The organism is Peptacetobacter sp., from assembly GCF_029264495.1.
Classification (GTDB): Bacteria; Bacillota; Clostridia; order Peptostreptococcales; family Peptostreptococcaceae; genus Peptacetobacter.
Genome location: NZ_JARIBH010000058.1, coordinates 20,847 through 40,211, shown reverse-complemented (window position 1 = coordinate 40,211; position 19,365 = coordinate 20,847). Strand labels below are relative to the sequence as shown.

The 19,365-nt window shown below is 30.9% G+C and carries 18 protein-coding genes, 5 tRNA genes and 1 riboswitch; all 23 genes read left to right on the top strand.

Translation table 11 applies throughout. The features are described from left to right. The first annotated feature begins 51 nt into the window (after window positions 1-51). The 23 genes from Q1J78_RS05490 (at window position 52) to fabZ (ending at window position 19,131) form a co-directional block, all read left to right on the top strand. Window positions 52-125 (top strand) — tRNA-Gly (locus Q1J78_RS05490). 5 nt (window positions 126-130) lie between these two features. Then, window positions 131-206: transfer RNA gene (locus tag Q1J78_RS05485), tRNA-Val, on the top strand. Between the two features lie 9 nt (window positions 207-215). Beyond that, window positions 216-292, top strand: a tRNA-Asp gene (locus tag Q1J78_RS05480). Window positions 293-299: 7 nt separating this feature from the next. Further along, window positions 300-374 (top strand) — tRNA-Gly (locus tag Q1J78_RS05475). 11 nt (window positions 375-385) lie between these two features. After that, window positions 386-459 (top strand) — tRNA-Arg (locus Q1J78_RS05470). A gap of 331 nt (window positions 460-790) precedes the next feature. Further along, on the top strand, window positions 791-1,630 hold the full coding sequence (gene cdaA, locus Q1J78_RS05465; RefSeq protein WP_300278567.1) for a diadenylate cyclase CdaA: 840 nt from the start codon (window positions 791-793) through the stop codon (window positions 1,628-1,630). Further along, complete coding sequence (locus tag Q1J78_RS05460; protein ID WP_300278564.1) at window positions 1,627-2,523, top strand: CdaR family protein; 897 nt, start codon at window positions 1,627-1,629, stop codon at window positions 2,521-2,523. The genes cdaA and Q1J78_RS05460 overlap by 4 nt, the downstream gene beginning before the upstream one ends. Window positions 2,524-3,032: 509 nt before the next feature. Continuing rightward, a complete protein-coding gene (gene ptb, locus Q1J78_RS05455; protein WP_300278561.1) occupies window positions 3,033-3,941 on the top strand; it encodes a phosphate butyryltransferase in 909 nt (302 codons plus the stop codon). 123 nt (window positions 3,942-4,064) lie between these two features. Then, window positions 4,065-5,144, top strand: a complete 1,080-nt coding sequence (buk, locus tag Q1J78_RS05450) for a butyrate kinase (protein WP_300278558.1) — start codon at window positions 4,065-4,067, stop codon at window positions 5,142-5,144. Then, on the top strand, window positions 5,134-5,814 hold the full coding sequence (locus tag Q1J78_RS05445) for a P-loop NTPase family protein (protein WP_300278555.1): 681 nt from the start codon (window positions 5,134-5,136) through the stop codon (window positions 5,812-5,814). The genes buk and Q1J78_RS05445 overlap by 11 nt, the downstream gene beginning before the upstream one ends. Window positions 5,815-5,857: 43 nt before the next feature. Beyond that, window positions 5,858-6,073 (top strand): 4Fe-4S binding protein, encoded by a 216-nt coding sequence (locus Q1J78_RS05440; RefSeq protein ID WP_300278552.1) that lies wholly within the window; start codon window positions 5,858-5,860, stop codon window positions 6,071-6,073. A 34-nt stretch (window positions 6,074-6,107) separates the two neighbouring features. Beyond that, entirely contained in the window at window positions 6,108-7,172 is a 1,065-nt protein-coding gene (locus tag Q1J78_RS05435; protein ID WP_300278548.1) for a 3-methyl-2-oxobutanoate dehydrogenase subunit VorB, read from the top strand. Then, complete coding sequence (locus tag Q1J78_RS05430) at window positions 7,172-7,930, top strand: thiamine pyrophosphate-dependent enzyme (protein ID WP_300278545.1); 759 nt, start codon at window positions 7,172-7,174, stop codon at window positions 7,928-7,930. The genes Q1J78_RS05435 and Q1J78_RS05430 overlap by 1 nt, the downstream gene beginning before the upstream one ends. Beyond that, window positions 7,931-8,476, top strand: a complete 546-nt coding sequence (locus Q1J78_RS05425; protein WP_300278542.1) for a 2-oxoacid:ferredoxin oxidoreductase subunit gamma family protein — start codon at window positions 7,931-7,933, stop codon at window positions 8,474-8,476. A gap of 354 nt (window positions 8,477-8,830) precedes the next feature. Beyond that, window positions 8,831-10,177 (top strand): phosphoglucosamine mutase, encoded by a 1,347-nt coding sequence (glmM, locus tag Q1J78_RS05420; protein WP_300278540.1) that lies wholly within the window; start codon window positions 8,831-8,833, stop codon window positions 10,175-10,177. Window positions 10,178-10,484: 307 nt separating this feature from the next. After that, the gene (gene glmS / locus Q1J78_RS05415) at window positions 10,485-12,311 is read left to right on the top strand and encodes a glutamine--fructose-6-phosphate transaminase (isomerizing) (RefSeq protein ID WP_300278537.1); all 1,827 of its coding nucleotides are present in this window, start codon (window positions 10,485-10,487) and stop codon (window positions 12,309-12,311) included. A 354-nt stretch (window positions 12,312-12,665) separates the two neighbouring features. Further along, window positions 12,666-13,655 (top strand): mannose/fructose/sorbose PTS transporter subunit IIA, encoded by a 990-nt coding sequence (locus tag Q1J78_RS05410; RefSeq protein ID WP_300278535.1) that lies wholly within the window; start codon window positions 12,666-12,668, stop codon window positions 13,653-13,655. Between the two features lie 21 nt (window positions 13,656-13,676). Further along, window positions 13,677-14,492, top strand: coding sequence for a PTS mannose/fructose/sorbose transporter subunit IIC (locus tag Q1J78_RS05405; RefSeq protein ID WP_300278532.1), 816 nt, complete (start codon window positions 13,677-13,679; stop codon window positions 14,490-14,492). A gap of 20 nt (window positions 14,493-14,512) precedes the next feature. Further along, window positions 14,513-15,430: a PTS system mannose/fructose/sorbose family transporter subunit IID gene (locus Q1J78_RS05400; protein ID WP_300278529.1), complete on the top strand. Its 918-nt coding sequence runs from the start codon at window positions 14,513-14,515 to the stop codon at window positions 15,428-15,430. Window positions 15,431-15,515: 85 nt separating this feature from the next. Further along, window positions 15,516-15,890, top strand: coding sequence for a DUF956 family protein (locus Q1J78_RS05395; protein ID WP_300278526.1), 375 nt, complete (start codon window positions 15,516-15,518; stop codon window positions 15,888-15,890). Window positions 15,891-16,238: 348 nt separating this feature from the next. Continuing rightward, window positions 16,239-17,492 (top strand): UDP-N-acetylglucosamine 1-carboxyvinyltransferase, encoded by a 1,254-nt coding sequence (gene murA, locus Q1J78_RS05390; protein ID WP_300278522.1) that lies wholly within the window; start codon window positions 16,239-16,241, stop codon window positions 17,490-17,492. A gap of 123 nt (window positions 17,493-17,615) precedes the next feature. Further along, complete coding sequence (locus Q1J78_RS05385; protein WP_300278518.1) at window positions 17,616-18,659, top strand: rod shape-determining protein; 1,044 nt, start codon at window positions 17,616-17,618, stop codon at window positions 18,657-18,659. 43 nt (window positions 18,660-18,702) lie between these two features. Then, complete coding sequence (gene fabZ / locus Q1J78_RS05380; RefSeq protein WP_300278515.1) at window positions 18,703-19,131, top strand: 3-hydroxyacyl-ACP dehydratase FabZ; 429 nt, start codon at window positions 18,703-18,705, stop codon at window positions 19,129-19,131. A gap of 93 nt (window positions 19,132-19,224) precedes the next feature. Continuing rightward, window positions 19,225-19,326: riboswitch (SAM riboswitch) on the top strand. Window positions 19,327-19,365: the final 39 nt, after the last annotated feature.

The following is a 19,365-nucleotide window of genomic DNA, read 5'->3' as shown; positions in this document are numbered from 1 at the left end:
TTCACGGTGGTAACAGGAGTTCGATTCTCCTACGGGTCACCAACTAAATATGCGGGTGTAGCTCAATGGTAGAGTTCTGGCCTTCCAAGCCAGCTGTGAGGGTTCGATCCCCTTCACCCGCTCCAATTATGGGGTTATAGCTCAGCTGGGAGAGCATCTGCCTTACAAGCAGGGGGTCACAGGTTCGAGCCCTGTTAACCCCACCATTTTTATTTGGCTCGGTAGTTCAGTTGGTTAGAATGCCAGCCTGTCACGCTGGAGGTCGTGGGTTCGAACCCCATCCGAGTCGCCAAATAAATGCGGGAATAGTTCAGCGGTAGAGCGCGACCTTGCCAAGGTCGAAGTCGCGAGTTCGAATCTCGTTTCCCGCTCCATTTAATATCATGGGTGCATAGCTCAGCTGGATAGAGCAACGCCCTTCTAAGGCGTGTGTCCAAGGTTCGAATCCTTGTGCGCTCATATATAAAGACTTTGTTTATTAAACAAAGTCTTTTTTTATTTTTAAAAACATAAAAAATTAAAAAATAGTTACAATATTAGAAAAAAATATAAAAAATATACAATTTATATACAAAATAAAGAAGTTATATATTTTGATACTTAGATATAGTATAATATTTAATGAAAGATATATAGTTTACTTAATATATAATAGTATTGATAAAAGTAATATTGATAATAAAATAAAAATATTAATAATTTTGAATAAAAATATTATTAATATTTAATAATTTAATAAATGAAGATAAGATTAATTTTGAATAGATAAAATATAAAGGGAGTGAATAAATTGTTAGATTTAAGTTCTTTTATAGGAGAATTTTTAAATATAATATATCAGATGGGTATTAATGATATTATTGATATAGCAATAGTTACATATTTATTTTACAAAATATTTATGTTTATAAAAGATACAAGAGCAGAACAAGTTTTAAAAGGAATTTTGGTTTTATTGGTTGCAACTGGTGCTAGTAAAATATTTAAATTACATACTATATATTGGTTATTAGTTAAATCACTTGAAGTTGGATTTATACTTCCATTTATAATATTCCAACCGGAATTAAGAGCAGGATTAGAGCATATAGGTAGAACTAAACTTAAAATATTCCAAAAACAGCGGGAAATATCAGAAGAAAAATTTAATCACATAATAGATGAAATAGTAGAAGCACTATATTCTTTATCAAGACAAAAAATAGGAGCTTTAATTGTTATGGAAAGAGAAACAAAACTAAATGATATAATAAATACTGGGACTATATTAAATTCAGAAATATCTAGGCAATTACTGATAAATATATTTATTCCTAATACACCTCTTCATGATGGAGCTGTTGTAATAAGAGAATCAAAAATAAAAGCTGGAGCATGTTTTCTACCACTAACACAAAGCAAAGATCTTAGTAAAGACTTAGGAACTAGACATAGAGCAGGAGTAGGTGTTAGTGAAGTTTCAGATTGTTTGACTCTTATTGTATCAGAAGAAACAGGAGGGGTTTCTATAGCTAAATCTGGTAAATTGTACAGGGATATTACAAAAGAAAGAATGAGAAGTATATTATCTCATAATCTAAAAGTCAGAAAAGAAGAAAAAAGTTCCTTTATAGGAGGATTATTTAAATGATGAGAATAAAAAATAATACAAAAGTAAAGCTGATATCACTCTTTAGTGCAATAGCATTATGGATATATGTAATAGCAATAGTTGATCCAGAAGATACAAAATTAATTGAAAATATACCTGTTACTGTAAGTAATATGGAAGAAGTTTCAGATAAAGATTTAGTAATATATCCTAAAGATGATCTGCTATCTAGTATAAATGTAAGTGGTAAATTATCAAATGTAAAAAATATAAATAAAGATGATATAAAAGTATATGGTGAAATAGATAATCCTATAGAAGGTAAAAATGAGGTTTATTTAAGAGCTAATATGTCAGATAGAGTTAGTCATGAATTTACTCAAAATACAATTATTGTAAACTTGGAAAAGAAAATAACAAAAGAATTAAAAGTATATATAAATATTTCGTCTAAAGACAAAGAAAATATAGAATCTATCAAGCCTAAAAAAGATTATATTGAAGTAAGTGGACCTAGAACTCAGATGAATAAAGTCAAAAAAATAATAGGTAAAATAGATTCACTAAAAGAAGAATCAAGCAAACACTTTATAAAAAAAGTTAGACTTATACCTATTGATTCTGATGGAAAAGAAGTCAAAGGAATAGAGATTAGTGATAATTATATAAATGTAGATATCAAACTTCTAAGTGAGAAAAAAGTTCCAATAAAAGTTTCTTTTGGAGAAAATGAAATTGTTAATTATAAAATAAGTCAAGAAGAAGTTTCTATAAAAGGAAAAGAAGAATTGCTTAAAAATATACAATATATAGAAACAGAAAAAGTAAGTTCAGATGAGTTAAAAGATAAAAAAAATATTGATGTAAAACTTGTACTTCCAAATGGTGTGAAATCAGATGAAGAAAAAGTAAAATTGAGTTTTGAAAAATAATAATTTAATAACAAGTCAAATAAAAATGATATACTAATGAGAAATGTTAACAAGATATAAGTATTGATAAAATAAAGTTATTGTTAGTATGAATCATTAGTAAAATAAAATTTAGATAATGTAAAATTGACTATATGAAATCCCGAATCTACTTTAGATTCGGGATTTTATCTATACTTTAAATAATAAAGATAATAATAAATTTTCAGAATATAAAAATATTAAAATAAAATTTAATTTTAAAAAAGAAAAAAATAGTCTGAAAAATTAAATAAAAAACAATATAAAATATATGAATTTAATAAAAAAATAAATTTATTTTTGTTAAATTTATATTTTTATTGCAACTTATTTATTTTAGATATATTATAAAGATATAATATATTTTTAATGATATACTATGCAAAAAAATAAATATTAATTATTTGGAAAACGATATACTTTGTATTAATTATATCGTATAATTTAATTATGATATACAATAAAAATACTACTACGAGGTGGAGTTTATGAGAAACTTTGAAGAAGTTATAAAATTTGCAAAAGAAAGAGGACCAAAAGTAATATCTGTTGCTTGCAGTCAGGATAAAGAAGTTTTACTTGCAGTTGAAATGGCAAGAAAAGAAGGAATAGCAAAAGCTATATTAGTTGGAGATATAGAAAAAACAGAAGCTATAGCAAAAGAAATAGGAATAGATTTATCTAATTATGAATTAATAAACATAGAAGATTTAACAGAAGCATCAAGAAAAGCAGTTGAACTTGTATCAACAGGAAAAGCTGATATGGTAATGAAAGGAATAGTTGATACATCAATAGTTCTAAAAGCTGTTTTAGATAAAGAAATAGGATTAAGAACAGGAAAAGTATTAAGTCATGTTGCTGTATTTGATGTTAATGGATTTGATAGATTATTCTTTATAACAGATGCTGCAATGAATCTTGCACCAGATGTTGCTGCTAAAAAACAAATAATAGAAAATTCTGTAGAAGTTGCTCATGCACTTGATATAGAAAAACCAAATGTAGCATGTCTTTGTGCAAAAGAAAAAGTAAATCCTAAAATGAAAGATACTGTAGAAGCTGCAGAACTTCAAGCTATGTGTGAAAGAGGCGAAATAGAAGGCTGTGTAGTTGGTGGTCCATTTGCACTAGATAATGCAGTATCAGAAGAAGCAGCATCACATAAAGGTGTAACACATCCAGGTGCTGGGAAAGCAGATATATTATTAGTTCCTGATATAGAAGCAGGTAATGTATTATACAAATCAATGGTATTCTTTGCACAGGCTAAGAATGCAGGAGTTATAGTTGGTGCAAAAGCTCCAGTTATATTAACTTCAAGAGCAGATACAGAAGAAACTAAATTAAACTCAATAGCACTTGGTGTACTAATGGCTGCAAAAACAGCAAAATAAAAAATAAAAAAATAATATGATTAAATCTAAAATAATATTTTAGAAAATATAAATTCAAACAAATTATCTAAAAATAAATTTGTTAAAACAATAGGTTTTAAATTTTATAGGAGGTAAAACTACATGAGTAAAGTAAATAGAATATTAACTATCAATCCTGGTTCAACGTCTACAAAAATAGCAGTTTTTGATGATGAATCATTAGTATTTGAAAAAACACTTAGACACTCTTCAGAAGAGATTGGTAAATACGATAAAATAGCAGATCAGTTTGAATTCCGTAAAGGAGTAATAGAAGATGCTCTTGCAGAAGGCGGAGTGAAAGCATCTGAATTAGACGCTGTTGTTGGTAGAGGAGGTCTTTTAAAACCTATAAAAGGTGGAACTTATTCAGTTAATGAAGAAATGGTTGAAGACTTAAAAGTAGGAGTATCAGGAGAACATGCATCTAATTTAGGTGGAATAATCGCTAAACAAATAGGCGATGAAGTAGGAGTACCTTCTTTCATAGTAGACCCAGTTGTTGTTGATGAATTACAAGATATAGCTAGAATATCAGGAATGGCTGATATAGAAAGAACTAGTATATTCCATGCTCTAAATCAAAAAGCAATTGCAAGAAGATATGCAAAAGAAATAGGAAAAACATATGAAGAAGTTAACCTTATAGTAGCTCATATGGGTGGAGGAATATCTGTAGGAGCACATGAAAAAGGTAGAGTAATAGATGTAGCAAATGCACTTGATGGGGAAGGACCATTCTCTCCAGAAAGATCTGGTGGACTACCAGTAGGAAGCTTAATAAAAATGTGCTTCAGTGGTGAATATTCACTAGATGATATGAAGAAAAAAATAAAAGGAAGTGCAGGTCTTGTTTCTTATCTAAATACTAATGATGCAAGAGAAGTTGAAGAAATGATAGAAGCAGGAAATGAAAAAGCAAAACTTGTTTATGATGCTATGGCTTATCAAGTAGCAAAAGAAATAGGTGCATGTGCAGCTGTATTAAAAGGCAATGTAGATGCTATATTATTAACTGGTGGTATAGCTTATTCAAAATCATTTACTAAAGAAATAATAGATAGAGTAAAATTCATATCAGAAGTCAAAGTTTACCCAGGAGAAGATGAAATGATAGCTCTAGCTCAAGGTGGACTAAGAGTTCTTAATAAAGAAGAAGAGGCTCAAGTATATGGTAAGTAAAGATAAAAGAATAAGAATAATAACAGGACACTATGGTAGTGGGAAAAGCGAATTTGCTGTAAATTATGCTGTACAATTAAGAAAAGAAACAAAAGATAAAGTAGCTCTTGCAGATCTTGATGTTGTAAATGTTTATTTCAGATCAAGAGAAAGAAAAGAAGAAATGAAAGCTATGGGAATACATCCTATAGATAGTTCAGTAGATGCACCAAGTTTAGACTTACCTGCTGTTTCAGCAGAAGTAACAGCTCCTATGCATGATAAATCTTATCAATATGTAATAGATTTAGGTGGAGATAAAGTAGGTGCTAGGGTAATAGCTAGATTCAGAGAATCTATACCTGAAGATGAATATGATTTACTATTTGTAGTAAACGCTAACAGAGAGAGAACTCAGACTGCTGAAGAAGTTATGGAATATATAGATGAAATAGAACAAGCATCACAATTAAAGGTTACAGGTCTTATAAATAATACTCATATGCTGAAAGCTACAACAGTAGAAGATGTATTAAAAGGACAAGAAGTTTCAAGAGAAGTTTCTAAATTAAGAAATATACCAATAAAATATGTTGCTTGCATCAGAGAGGTTATAAAAGATCTTCCTGATAATCTAGAAGGAGAAATACTTCCAATAGATCTATATATGAGAGATGACTGGATGATGTAGTTTGACTTCAAATAAATAAGAAAGTTTAAGGAGGCTTAAGCAAATGGCTAAAGGAAGAGTATCTTTTGATGAAAAGTACTGTAAAGGTTGTGGATTGTGTGTAGAAGTATGTCCAATGAAAATAATAAAATTAAACACAGAAGCAACAAATGAAAAGGGATACAACCCAGCAACAGTAGTAGATATGGACAAATGTATAGGTTGTGCTAGCTGTGCAATGATGTGTCCAGACGTAGTTATAACTGTAGAAAGAAACTAATTATTATTAATGAGATAATAGGGGGGAATTTTAAATGGCTAAGATACTTATGAAAGGTAACGAAGCATTTGGTAAAGCAGCAATAGAAGCTGGATGTAAATATTTCTTCGGTTACCCAATAACTCCACAGAGTGAATTACCAGAATATTTATCAAGAGAATTACCAAAAATAGGTGGAGCATTCGTTCAGTCTGAATCTGAAGTTGCTGCTATAAATATGGTTTATGGTGCAGGAGGATCAGGAGTAAGAGTAATGACTTCTTCATCTTCACCAGGTGTGGCTTTAAAACAAGAAGGGATAACTTATGCAGTTGGTGCAGAAGTTCCTTGCGTTATATTAAACGTAATGAGAGGTGGTCCAGGACTAGGAAGTATACAGCCATCTCAGGCAGACTACTACATGTCAACTAGAGGTGGAGGAAATGGTGACTATAGAACTCCAGTTTTCGCTCCAGCTACAGTTCAGGAAGCAGTAGATATGATACAGGAAGCATTTGATGTTGCAGATTGCTACAGAACACCAGTAATGGTTATGGCTGATGGTATGATAGGACAGATGATGGAACCAGTAGAATTTAGAGCTCCAGAAAAGAAAAGAGAATTACCTCCAAAAGATTGGGCAACAACTGGTACTAAAGGACAGAGAAAACCAAATGTTATAAACTCTTTATACTTATCACCAGAAGTTCTTGAAGAACACTGCTGGCATTTAAATGAAAAATTCAAAAAAATTGAAGAAAATGAAGTTCAGTATGAAATGTATAAAACAGATGATGCTGAATTAGTATTTGTTGCATATGGAACAACTTCAAGAGTTGTTAAAAACGCAGTAGATGAATTAAGAGAAGAAGGTCTAAAAGTTGGTTTAATAAGACCAAAAGTTTTATGGCCATTCCCAAATAAAGCATTTAAAGAAATACCAAATGCTAAAGATTTATTCGTTGTAGAAATGTCTATGGGACAGATGATAGAAGACGTTAAATTAGCATGTGAATGTAAATTACCAGTTCACTTCCATGGTAGACCAGGTGGTATGGTGCCAGTACCAAAAGATTTAGTAAGAATGGCAAAAGAAATACTTTCAGGAGGTGCTAAATAATGGCTGTTGTATTTAAAAGAACTGAAGGACTTCAGAAAGTCCAGACTCACTACTGTCCAGGATGTACTCATGGTATAATCCATAGATTAGTAGCAGAAGTTTTAGAAGAATTAGGAGTTTTAGGAGATGCTATAGGTGTTGTTCCAGTTGGATGTTCAGTTTTAGCATATAACTACTTCAACTGTGATACACAGGAAGCTGCTCATGGTAGAGCACCAGCTTGTGCAACAGGAATAAAAAGATGTCAGCCAGATAAAGTAGTATTTACTTATCAGGGAGATGGTGACTTAGCATCTATAGGTGCTGCTGAAATAGTTCATGCTGCAAATAGAGGAGAAAAAATAACTACTATATTCGTAAATAATGCTATATACGGAATGACTGGTGGACAGATGGCTCCAACTACATTAGTAGGACAGAAAGCTACTACTTGTCAGGATGGTAGAAATCCAGAAATAAATGGTTTCTCTATGAGAATGTCTGAAATGTTAGCTACATTACAGGGTGCAGTATTTGTAGAAAGAGTTACAGTTGATACTCCAGCTCATGTAAGAGCAGCTAAAAAAGCTATAAAGAAAGCTTTCCAGGTACAGTTAGCTGGTAAAGGATTCTCTATAGTAGAAGTATTATCTACTTGTCCAACTAACTGGGGTATGACAGCTCCAGCAGCTTTACAGTGGTTAAGAGATAACATGATACCATATTATCCATTAGGAAACTTTAAAGACGTTGATCTTGAAGAACAGGAGGTGAAGTAAATGTCTACAGCTAGAGTAATATGTGCAGGCTTCGGAGGCCAGGGTGTTATGTCTATGGGACAGTTACTAACTTATGCAGGAATGCTAGAAAATAAAGAAGTTTCTTGGTTACCATCTTATGGTCCAGAAATGCGTGGAGGTACTGCTAACTGTGCAGTTACAGTATCAGATCATGAAGTAGGTTCTCCATTAATAACTGATGATGCTACAGCAGCAATATTAATGAACTTACCAGCATTCCACAAATTCCAGAAAGACGTTGTTCCAGGTGGAAAAATATTAGTTAACTCTTCTTTAATAAAAGAAAAAGTTGAAAGAACTGATGTTGATGTATATTATATAGATGCTAATGATATAGCAGCTGAATTAGGAAATCCAAAAGTTGCTAATATGATAATGTTAGGTGCTTACCTTGGAGTTTCTGGAACAGTTGAAGTTGATTCTGTATTAGAAGCATTCAAAAAAGTTTTCGGAGAAAGAAAAGCTAAATTCATACCTCTAAATAGAGAAGCATTAGAAAAAGGTATCGAAGCTACTAGAAAATAAATTTTGTTTAGCCAAAATTACTTATAATATAGATGAGAAAACCGTCGATTTATCGATGGTTTTCTTTTTTATATATAAAGTAATTTTAATTTATATATAGAATATTTAAAATTAATTACTTTATTATATAATAATTTAATATAAAAATAAGAAATATTTTTTTATAAATCAAAATAAAATTATGCTTTTACTTTTTATTTAACATATAAATATTTCTATTGAGTTTTTTATAAATAAGTAATAAAATAATCTTATGGAAAAAAATGATATCCATAAATATAATAAAATAAAAATAGAAAATAATTACAAAAATAATAAAATATTTAAATTTGAGTCCAAGAAAAGGAGAATAGTATGAGAAAATATTTTGGGACAGATGGAGTTAGAGGAGTAGCTAATACAGAACTTGATTGTAATCTTGCATATAAACTAGGAAGAGCAGGTGGATATGTTCTTGCACAAGGAGATCATAGAGTAAAAGTTGTTGTTGGTAAAGATACTAGAATATCAGGAGATATGTTAGAAGCAGCGTTAATATCAGGCCTTATGTCAGTTGGATGCGATGTTATAACTGTAGGAGTAATACCTACACCAGCAGTTGCATATTTAACAAGAAAATATAATGCAGATTGTGGTGTTGTAATATCAGCTTCACATAATCCTGTAGAATTTAATGGAATAAAATTCTTTAATAAAGATGGATTTAAACTAGATGATAATATAGAACTAGAGATAGAAAAATATATAGACAATATAGATGCTGTAAAATGTAATCCAACAGGAGTAGATGTTGGAAAAAGAATACACAAACATGAAGCTCAAAAAGAATATGTTGATTTTTTAATAGAAACAGCTGGAGTTGATTTAACTGGTAAAAAAATAGTTCTTGATTGTGCTAATGGTGCTGCATCAAAGGTTGCTCCAGATGCATATAGAAGATTAGGTGCAGATCTTATTGTTATAAATGCCGAACCAGATGGAACAAATATAAACAATAAATGTGGTTCAACTCATCCAGAAAAGTTACAAGAAACAGTTGTAAAAGAAGGTGCTGATTATGGTCTTGCTTATGATGGAGATGCAGATAGATTAATAGCAGTAGATGAAAAAGGTAATATAATGGATGGAGATAGAATACTTATATTAAGTGCTATAAATTTAAAGAAAAAAGGTAAACTAGCTAAAGATACATTAGTAGTTACTGTAATGTCTAATATAGGTTTAAAAATAGCAGCCAAAGAACATGGTATAAACCTTGCTATAACTTCTGTTGGAGATAGATATGTAATGGAAGAAATGCTAAAAGAAGGATATGTTTTAGGTGGAGAACAATCTGGACATTTAATATTCCTTGATAATAACACAACTGGAGATGGGACTTTAAGTTCTCTAGTATTATCAGGAATAATTGCAGAAGAAGGAAAAGCTCTTTCAGAAATAGCTTCTGTTATGGAGCAATATCCACAAGTTCTTATAAATGCAAAAGTTAAAAATGAAAATAAAAATAGATACATGGAGTTTCCTGAAGTAAAAGAAGAAATAGAAAGAATAGAAAAACTTTTAGATGGAGAAGGTAGAGTTCTTATAAGACCATCAGGTACTGAACCATTAGTAAGAGTAATGTTAGAGGGTAAAGAAGTAGATCAGATAAAAGAATTAGCAACTAACCTTGCAGAACTTATAAAAGAAAGACTAGCTTAGTTGTAAAATTACGGATATAAGATCTAAAATTCTTATATCCGTTTTTAGCGCCAGAACTTGAATAATAATATCTGTAAAATAAATATTATTGAACTTATATTTATAAGAGAATTAAAAAATTAAATTTTCAAGTTGACGAGGTCAGAGTTAATCGAATTTTCGGCGGGTGCTCTGCGGTGAATTTACCATCGTAAAAACTTCTTTAAAGCATGAGAGTGATCTGGTGAACAAAGGGAAGTTTGAGTAAATGATTTTTTTATCACTACTTCTTAAAAATAAATAAATTTAATTTTTAGGAGGTAAAAATATGTGTGGAATAGTAGGATACTTAGGACACAAAAATGCAGCAGAGGTAATAGTCGATGGACTATCAAAGTTAGAGTATAGAGGATATGATTCTGCTGGAATAGCAGTAGTAAATGAAGGAAAATTAGAAGTTAGAAAATTTAAAGGAAGATTGTCTGTACTTGCAAAAGACATAGAAAAAAACAGCTTAGAGGGAAATTTAGGTATAGGTCATACAAGATGGGCAACTCATGGAGAACCTTCAGATGTAAATTCTCATCCCCACTATAATCAAGATAAAACAATCGCTGTTGTTCATAACGGAATAATAGAAAATTATATGGAATTAAAAGAGGAATTAAAATCAGAAGGTATTGAATTTAAATCAGAAACTGATACAGAAGTAATTGCACATTTGGTAGATAAATATTATGAAGGAAATCTTTTAGACGCTGTTTATAAAGCGGTTTCTAAATTAAGAGGAGCCTATGCACTTGGTGTAATTTGTAAAGATAATGAAAAAGAATTAGTAGCAGTTAGAAAAGACAGTCCCCTTATAGCAGGTGTTGGAGAGGGTGAAAACTTTATAGCATCTGATATTCCAGCACTTTTAAAATATACAAAAAAAGTGTATTTCTTAGAAAATGGGGAAGTAGTACATATAAAAGATAATGAACTAAAAATATATGATTCAGAAAGAAATCTAGTCGAAAAAGAAATATATGATGTAAAATGGGATATTGAAGCAGCTTCAAAAGGTGGATATGATAGTTTTATGCTTAAAGAAATAAATGAACAACCAGAAGGTGTTAAAAATACATTGGAAAGAAGACTTGATGATGATGGAAATATAGTTTTAGAAGGTATAAAAATATCTAAAGAAGAATTAGAAAAAATAAATAAAATTTATATTGTAGCATGTGGAACGGCTTATCATGCAGGGTTACTTGGTAAAAATGCACTTGAAAAATATTTAAAAGTTCCAGTTATATCAGATATAGCATCAGAATTCAGATATAATGAAAATTTTGTAGATGAGAATTCATTAGTAATATTAGTTAGTCAATCAGGAGAAACAGCAGATACACTTGCTGTACTTAGAGATGTAAAAGAAAAAGGAGCTAAAGTTTTAGCAATAACAAATGTAGTAGGATCTTCAATATCTAGAGAAGCAGATGAGGTATTTTATACTTGGGCAGGACCTGAAATAGCAGTTGCATCAACAAAAGCTTATACAACACAAATAACATCATTATATATGATAGCTTTAAATTTTGCTCTTGCAAAAGGAACAATAAGTGAAGAATACTATAAAGAAATAATAAATAAAATGAAAAAACTTCCTGAAAAGATAGAAGAAATAATATCAAAACAAGAAAAAATAAAAGATATTGCAAAAAAAATAGTTTCTAAAGAGCATGTATTTTTCTTAGGAAGAGGTGTGGATTATTCTTTAGCAATGGAAGGATCTTTAAAATTAAAAGAAGTTTCATATATTCATTCAGAAGCATTTGCAGCTGGCGAACTAAAACATGGAACAATAGCGTTAATAGAAGAAGAAACACCGGTAATAGCTATAGCAACTCAAGAAAAATTATTTGAAAAAATGGTATCAAATATGCAAGAAGTAAAAGCAAGAGGAGCCTTTGTAATATCTATAGCTCAACAACATAACGAAAGTGTTGAAAAAGTATCTGATGAAGTTATATACATTCCAAACTGCGATGATATGTTAGTTCCTATATTAGCAGTAATACCAATGCAATTACTAGCTTATTATGTATCAACAATGAAAGGTCTTGATGTTGATAAACCAAGAAATTTAGCTAAATCAGTTACAGTTGAATAAAATTTGATAAAAAAATTTTTTTTTAAAGAAGCCATGAATATTTTATAAATAAAAAAAATATTCATGGCTTTTTAATTTTCTTTTAAAAGTTGATAAGGTTATCATATTTCCTTAAGAAAAAAGACTGTATAAAAGATTGTTGAAAATTTTTCAAAGCTTATATATAATAAAACTATATTTGAAGAGTATAAAATAGGATATTGTTTACCTATAAAAATTGGTATTATGAAAAGGTTTTAATTACATTGTTATATTTTAACTTAATAAGAGGTTGGTTTAAAATTGTATATTGTAATAATAATCTCCTGTATTTACTCTCCATCTATAAAAAAATAATGATTGGAGGAAAGAGAGATGGTAGGAATTATTCTTGCTAGTCATGGTGACTTTGCTAATGGAATACTACAGTCAGTATCAATGATATTTGGCGAACAGCAAGATGTTAAAGCGGTAACATTACAGCCAAGTGAAGGACCAGACGATTTAAAAGCTAAGATTGAAGAAGCTATTGCTACTTTCGAAAATCCTGAAGAGGTATTATTTTTAGTTGATTTATGGAGTGGAACTCCATTTAATCAGGCTAATGGACTTCTTGCTGGACATGAAGATAAATGGGCAATAGTAACAGGTCTTAACTTACCAATGCTTATAGAAGCATATGGTGCTCGTTTATCTATGGAAACTGCCCATGAAATTGCAGCTCATATAGTTGGAGCTGGAAGAGAAGGCATAAAAGTTTGCCCAGAAGAATTAGAACCTAAAAAAGTTGAAACTGCTCCAGTTCAGCAAACAACTAAAGCGGGTGCTATTCCTGAGGGAACAGTAATAGGAGACGGAAAAATAAAATATGTTTTAGCGCGTATAGATACTCGTCTATTACATGGACAGGTTGCAACAACTTGGACAAAAACAACAAAACCAAATCGTATAATAGTAGTATCTGACTCAGTTGCTCATGACGATTTACGTAAAAAAATGATAGAACAGGCAGCACCTCCAGGGGTGAAAGCTAACGTTGTTCCAATAGACAAAATGATAAAAGTTGCAAAAGATACTCGTTTTGGAAATACTGAAGCAATGTTATTATTTGAAACACCAGAAGATGCACTTCGTGCAATAGAAGGTGGAGTAGATGTAAAAGAATTAAACCTTGGTTCTATGGCTCATTCTGTAGGTAAAGTTGTTGTAAACAAAGCTATAGCTATGGATTTAAAAGACGTAGAAACAATTGAAAAATTAAAAGCTATGGGAATAACTTTCGATGTTCGTAAGGTTCCAAGTGAATCTGGAGAAAATATCGACAATCTTCTTAAAAAAGCAAAAGCTGAATTAGCAAAAGCATAAAGGCGAGGAGGATATAAATTTATGTCAATGATAACAGTACTTTTAATAATTGTCGTTGCCTTGCTAGCAGGTATGGAAGGTGTACTAGATGAGTTCCAGTTCCATCAGCCTCTAGTGGCATGTACATTAATAGGATTAGTAAGTGGACATTTAACTGAAGGAGTTATCCTTGGTGGTTCACTACAGATGATAGCTTTAGGTTGGGCAAACGTTGGTGCGGCAGTTGCACCAGATGCTGCACTAGCTTCAGTTGCATCTGCAATTATAATGGTTTTAGGATTAAATGGTGGTACAACTAATGTACAGAACGCAATATCTACATCTATAGCTGTTGCTATACCATTATCAGTAGCAGGATTATTCTTAACTATGATATGTCGTACATTAACAATACCAATAGTTCATTTCATGGATGCAGCAGCAGAAAAAGGAAATATGCGTTCAATAGAAATGTGGCAGATAATAGCTATATTACTACAAGGTATAAGAATAGCTATACCAGCAGCTGCACTTTGTTTCGTTCCAGCAACAGTTGTAACAAATGTATTAAACTCAATGCCTGAATGGTTAGCAACAGGTATGACAATAGGTGGAGGAATGGTTGCTGCAGTTGGTTATGCAATGGTTATAAACATGATGTCAACAAAAGAAACATGGCCATTCTTTGCATTAGGATTTGTTTTAGCTGCTATAAATCAGTTAACACTTATAGCATTAGGTGCAATAGGTGTTGCATTAGCTCTAATATACTTAGGACTAAAAGAAAATGGCGGTAATGGTGGTAACGGAGTTGGTGGCTCTGGAGACCCATTAGGTGATATATTAAACGAATATTAATCTTGAAGGAGGAAAGAAAAATGGCAGAAAGAAAAACATTAAGTAAAAAAGATCGTATGTCTGTAGCTTGGCGTCATCAGTTCCTTCAAGGTTCATGGAACTATGAACGTATGCAAAATGGTGGTTGGTGTTACTCAATGATACCAGCAATCAAAAAATTATACACAAATAAAGAAGACCAGTGTGAAGCTTTAAAAAGACACATGGAATTCTACAACACACATCCATATGTATCAGCTCCAGTTATGGGGGTTACATTAGCATTAGAAGAAGAAAGAGCTAATGGTGCTGAAATAAATGACCAGGCAATACAGGGTGTTAAAGTTGGTATGATGGGACCTCTAGCAGGTGTAGGGGATCCAGTATTCTGGTTCACACTAAGACCAATACTTGGTGCATTAGGTGCATCTCTTGCATTAAGTGGTAATATAGTAGGACCATTAATATTCTTCTTAGCATGGAATATAATACGTATAGCATTCTTATGGTATACTCAGGAATTCGGATACAAAGTTGGTAACTCAATAGCACAAGATTTATCAGGTGGATTATTAGGAAAAATAACTCAGGGAGCGTCAATCCTTGGTATGTTCATAATAGGTTCTCTAGTTCAGCGTTGGGTAAGTATTTCATTTACTCCTATAGTATCTCAAGTTACTCAATCTGAAGGTGCTTATATAGATTGGGCTAGTTTACCAGCAGGAACAGAAGGTATAAAACAAGCACTATCAATGTACAATTCATTAGGTGCAAATGCATTAGATGCAGTAAAAGTAACTACTTTACAAGGAAACTTAGATCAGTTAATACCTGGATTAGCAGCTTTATTATTAACATTATTATGCTGCCAGTTATTAAAGAAAAAAGTATCTCCAATAGTAATAATCGTAGCATTATTCGTAGTTGGTATACTTGGTCATCTTGTAGGAATAATGTAATAAAATATTTATAATAAATATTTAGAAAGAAAAGCTCAGTTATCTGAGCTTTTCTTTAATTTACTATAATTAAGGAGGTTCTTTTATGGCACAATCACTAAATACAAAAGTAGATTATACTGTACCAGCAACATCCTTTTTAGGACTTGCAAGTTATGGAAATGTTATGATTGGTGATAAAGCGTTTGAATTTTATAATGAAAAAAATATAAATGATTATATTCAAATACCATGGGAAGAGATAAATTATATTATGGGTTCTGTAAATTTTAAAGGTAAATGGATATCTAGATTTGCAATTGTAACAAAAGAAAATGGGACATTTACATTCTCTACAAGAGATAATAAAGCTACATTAAGAGCTATAAATAAATATATAGAATCTGAAAGATTAGTAAAATCATTAACTTTCTTTCAAGTAGTAGGAAGAGGATTAAAAAGACTATTTAGAATAAAGTAAAATAACAAAAAAGGATTGTATTTATAAAAATACAGTCTTTTTTTGTTATTCTATATTCATAAAGTTTACATAAAGTGATATAATTGATAAGGTATTTAAAATTTGAATTAAAAAATTATAAAAAATTAAGACTATTTGATTGATTAAAAAAAGTTACAAACTAAGCAATACTAATGAAATTTTTATAGAAGTATTATATAATAAAGAATACAATAAAGATAAAAAGAGATTTATTGTATTTAAGTTGAATTTATATAGAATAATTATTAAAAAATATCAAAATTGATAAGAGATAAAATAGTAAATTGATAAATGAAAATAGATGAAATGAATTAGAGGAGAAATAATATGCCAAAAATAATCGTAAAGAAAAGCAATCCTTTAAAAGGAACAGTTAAAATAGATGGAGCAAAAAATGCAGTACTACCAATAATTGCTGCAACATTACTTGCAGATGGAAAATCAGTTTTAAAAGGAGTACCTAATCTTAGAGATGTTCATGTAATATCAGACCTTTTAAGACATTTAGGAGCAGATGTTACATATGAAGGAACAACTCTAACAGTAGATGCAAGCAATATAACTACTTGTGAAGCTCCATATGAATTAGTAAGAAAAATGAGAGCATCTTTCTTAGTAATGGGACCTTTACTTGCTAGATTTAATCAGACAAAAATATCTATGCCTGGAGGATGTGCTATAGGGACTAGACCAATAGATTTACATTTAAAAGGATTCAAATCATTAGGTGCAGAAGTAGAAATAGACCATGGATTTGTAGAAGCAAAAGCAGAAAAATTAGAAGGGAATAAATTATATCTTGACTTCCCATCAGTTGGAGCAACTGAAAATATAATGATGGCAGCAGCATTAGCAGAAGGAACAACTATAATAGAAAATGCAGCAGAAGAACCAGAAATAGTTGACTTAGCAAACTTCTTAAATGAAATGGGTGCAAATGTAAAAGGTGCAGGAACAAATACAATAAAAATAAAAGGTGTTAAAGAGTTAAAAGGTGCAGAACATACAATAATACCTGATAGAATAGAAGCAGCAACATATATGGTTGCAGCAGCAATGACAAAAGGTGATATAGTTGTTGAAAATGTATTAATGGAACATTTAAAACCTATTGTAGCAAAATTAAGAGAAGCGGGATGTCAAGTAATTGAAATGGACAATGCAGTTAGAGTAATAGGTCCAGAAACATTAAAACCTATAGATATAAAAACTCTACCACATCCAGGATTCCCAACAGATGTACAGGCTCAATTTATGGCAATGCTTACAATAGCAAATGGAACAGCAGTTGTTATAGAAACTGTATTTGAAAATAGATTTATGCATGTTGCAGAATTTAATAGAATGGGTGCTGACATAAAAATAGAAGGAAGAAGTGCTATAGTCAATGGTGTAGAAAAACTATATGGTGCAAAAGTAAATGCTACAGACCTTAGAGCAGGGGCAGCACTTATACTATGTGGACTTATAGCAGAAGGAGAAACTCAGATAGGTGAAATATATCATATACAAAGAGGATATGTTGATATAGATAAAAAAATAAGAGCATTAGGTGGAAACATAGAAATTATTGAAGAATAGTCTATGTCTATTAATGTTGTAATTAAATATATATAGTAATAGATAAAAATATGATATAATTGAATTTGTAATAAATAGAAATAATAATAAAATTTAAATTTAAAATACAAAGGAGTTTTTGAAATGGCAAAAGTATCTGGTGTTGATATAGGGATAGATTTAGGAACAGCAAATGTTTTAGTATATGTTAGTGATAAAGGTATAGTACTTGAAGAACCTTCAGTAGTTGCAATAGATAATAAAACAAATGAAATATTAGCAGTTGGACATGAAGCAAAAAGAATGATAGGTAGAACACCTGCAAATATATCAGCAATAAGACCTCTTAGAGATGGTGTTATTTCTGACTACAATACAACTGAAAAAATGTTAAAATATTTTGTTGAAAAAATAGTTGAAAAAAAAGGCTTTGGAAAATTTGTAATGCCTAGAATAATGGTTTGTGTACCAACAGGAGTTACAGAAGTAGAAAAAAGAGCAGTTGAAGATGCAACTAAACAGGCTGGAGCTAGAGAAGTCTATGTTATAGAAGAACCAATAGCAGCAGCTATAGGTGCAGGAATTGAAATTGGAGAACCAAGTGGAAATATGGTTATAGATATCGGTGGAGGAACTGTAGATATAGCAGTAATATCTCTTGGAGGAGCTGTTGTAAGTGACTCAATAAAAATGGGTGGAGATAAATTCGATGATGCTATAACAAAATATATGAAAAAACAGCACAATTTAATAATAGGTGAAAGAACAGCAGAAAAAGTTAAAATAGAGATAGGTAGTGCATATAAAAGAGAAGAAGAAAAATTCATGAAAGTTACAGGAAGAAATCAGATAACAGGACTTCCATGTACAGTAGAAATAAGTTCTTCTGAAACATTAGAAGCACTTGATGAATGTGTAGAACAGATAGTTGTTACAACTCATTCAGTACTTGAAAAAACACCACCAGAATTAGCAGCAGATATAAGTGAATCAGGAATAGTTATGACAGGTGGAGGATCATTATTATATGGTCTTGATAAAAAAATAGAACAGAGAACAGGAATAAAAGTTAGAATAGCTGAAAATCCATTATCTTGTGTCGCAACAGGTACAGGAGCAGCACTTGGATCACTTGATATATTAAAAACTGGTGGATCTTTTAAATCAGTTCCAGCGGAAGAAAAATAGATAATAATAAAAAAGTACTATTAGTAAAAAGTCAGGAGATAGTATGCTTAATATAGACCAAATAAAAGAAATAATTCCACATAGATATCCATTTCTTCTAGTAGATAAAATTATAGAATTAGAAGAAGGAAAAAGAGCTGTTGGAATAAAAAATGTTACAGTAAATGAACCATTTTTCCAAGGACATTTCCCAGAATATCCTATTATGCCAGGCGTATTAATAATAGAAGCTATGGCACAAGTAGGTGCAGTTGCAATGATGTCAATTGACGAAAATAAAGGGAAATTAGGAGTATTTGCAGGGATAGATAAAGTTAGATTCAAAAAGGAAGTTAGACCTGGAGATACATTAAAAATGGAAGTAGAAATGAAGGCTCTAAAAAGAAATATTGGTAAAGCAGATGCTTGTGCTTATGTTGATGGGGAATTAGTTTGTAAGGGCGAGTTAATGTTTGCTTTAACAGAAAAATAAAATAAGAATTATATAAGTTTGAATTTTATATTGACAAACAATAATATATATTATAAAATTAAATTCGTTAAAAAAATAGACGAAATCTTGATTGCCTTATCAAGAGTGGCTGAGGGACAGGCCCTACGAAGCCCAGCAACCACCCAAAAGGGAAAAGGTGCTAATTCCTACAGGATTTATCCTGAAAGATGAGGTTACGTTAATTAGTTGTGAACAATTAACCTCTTCTTTTGT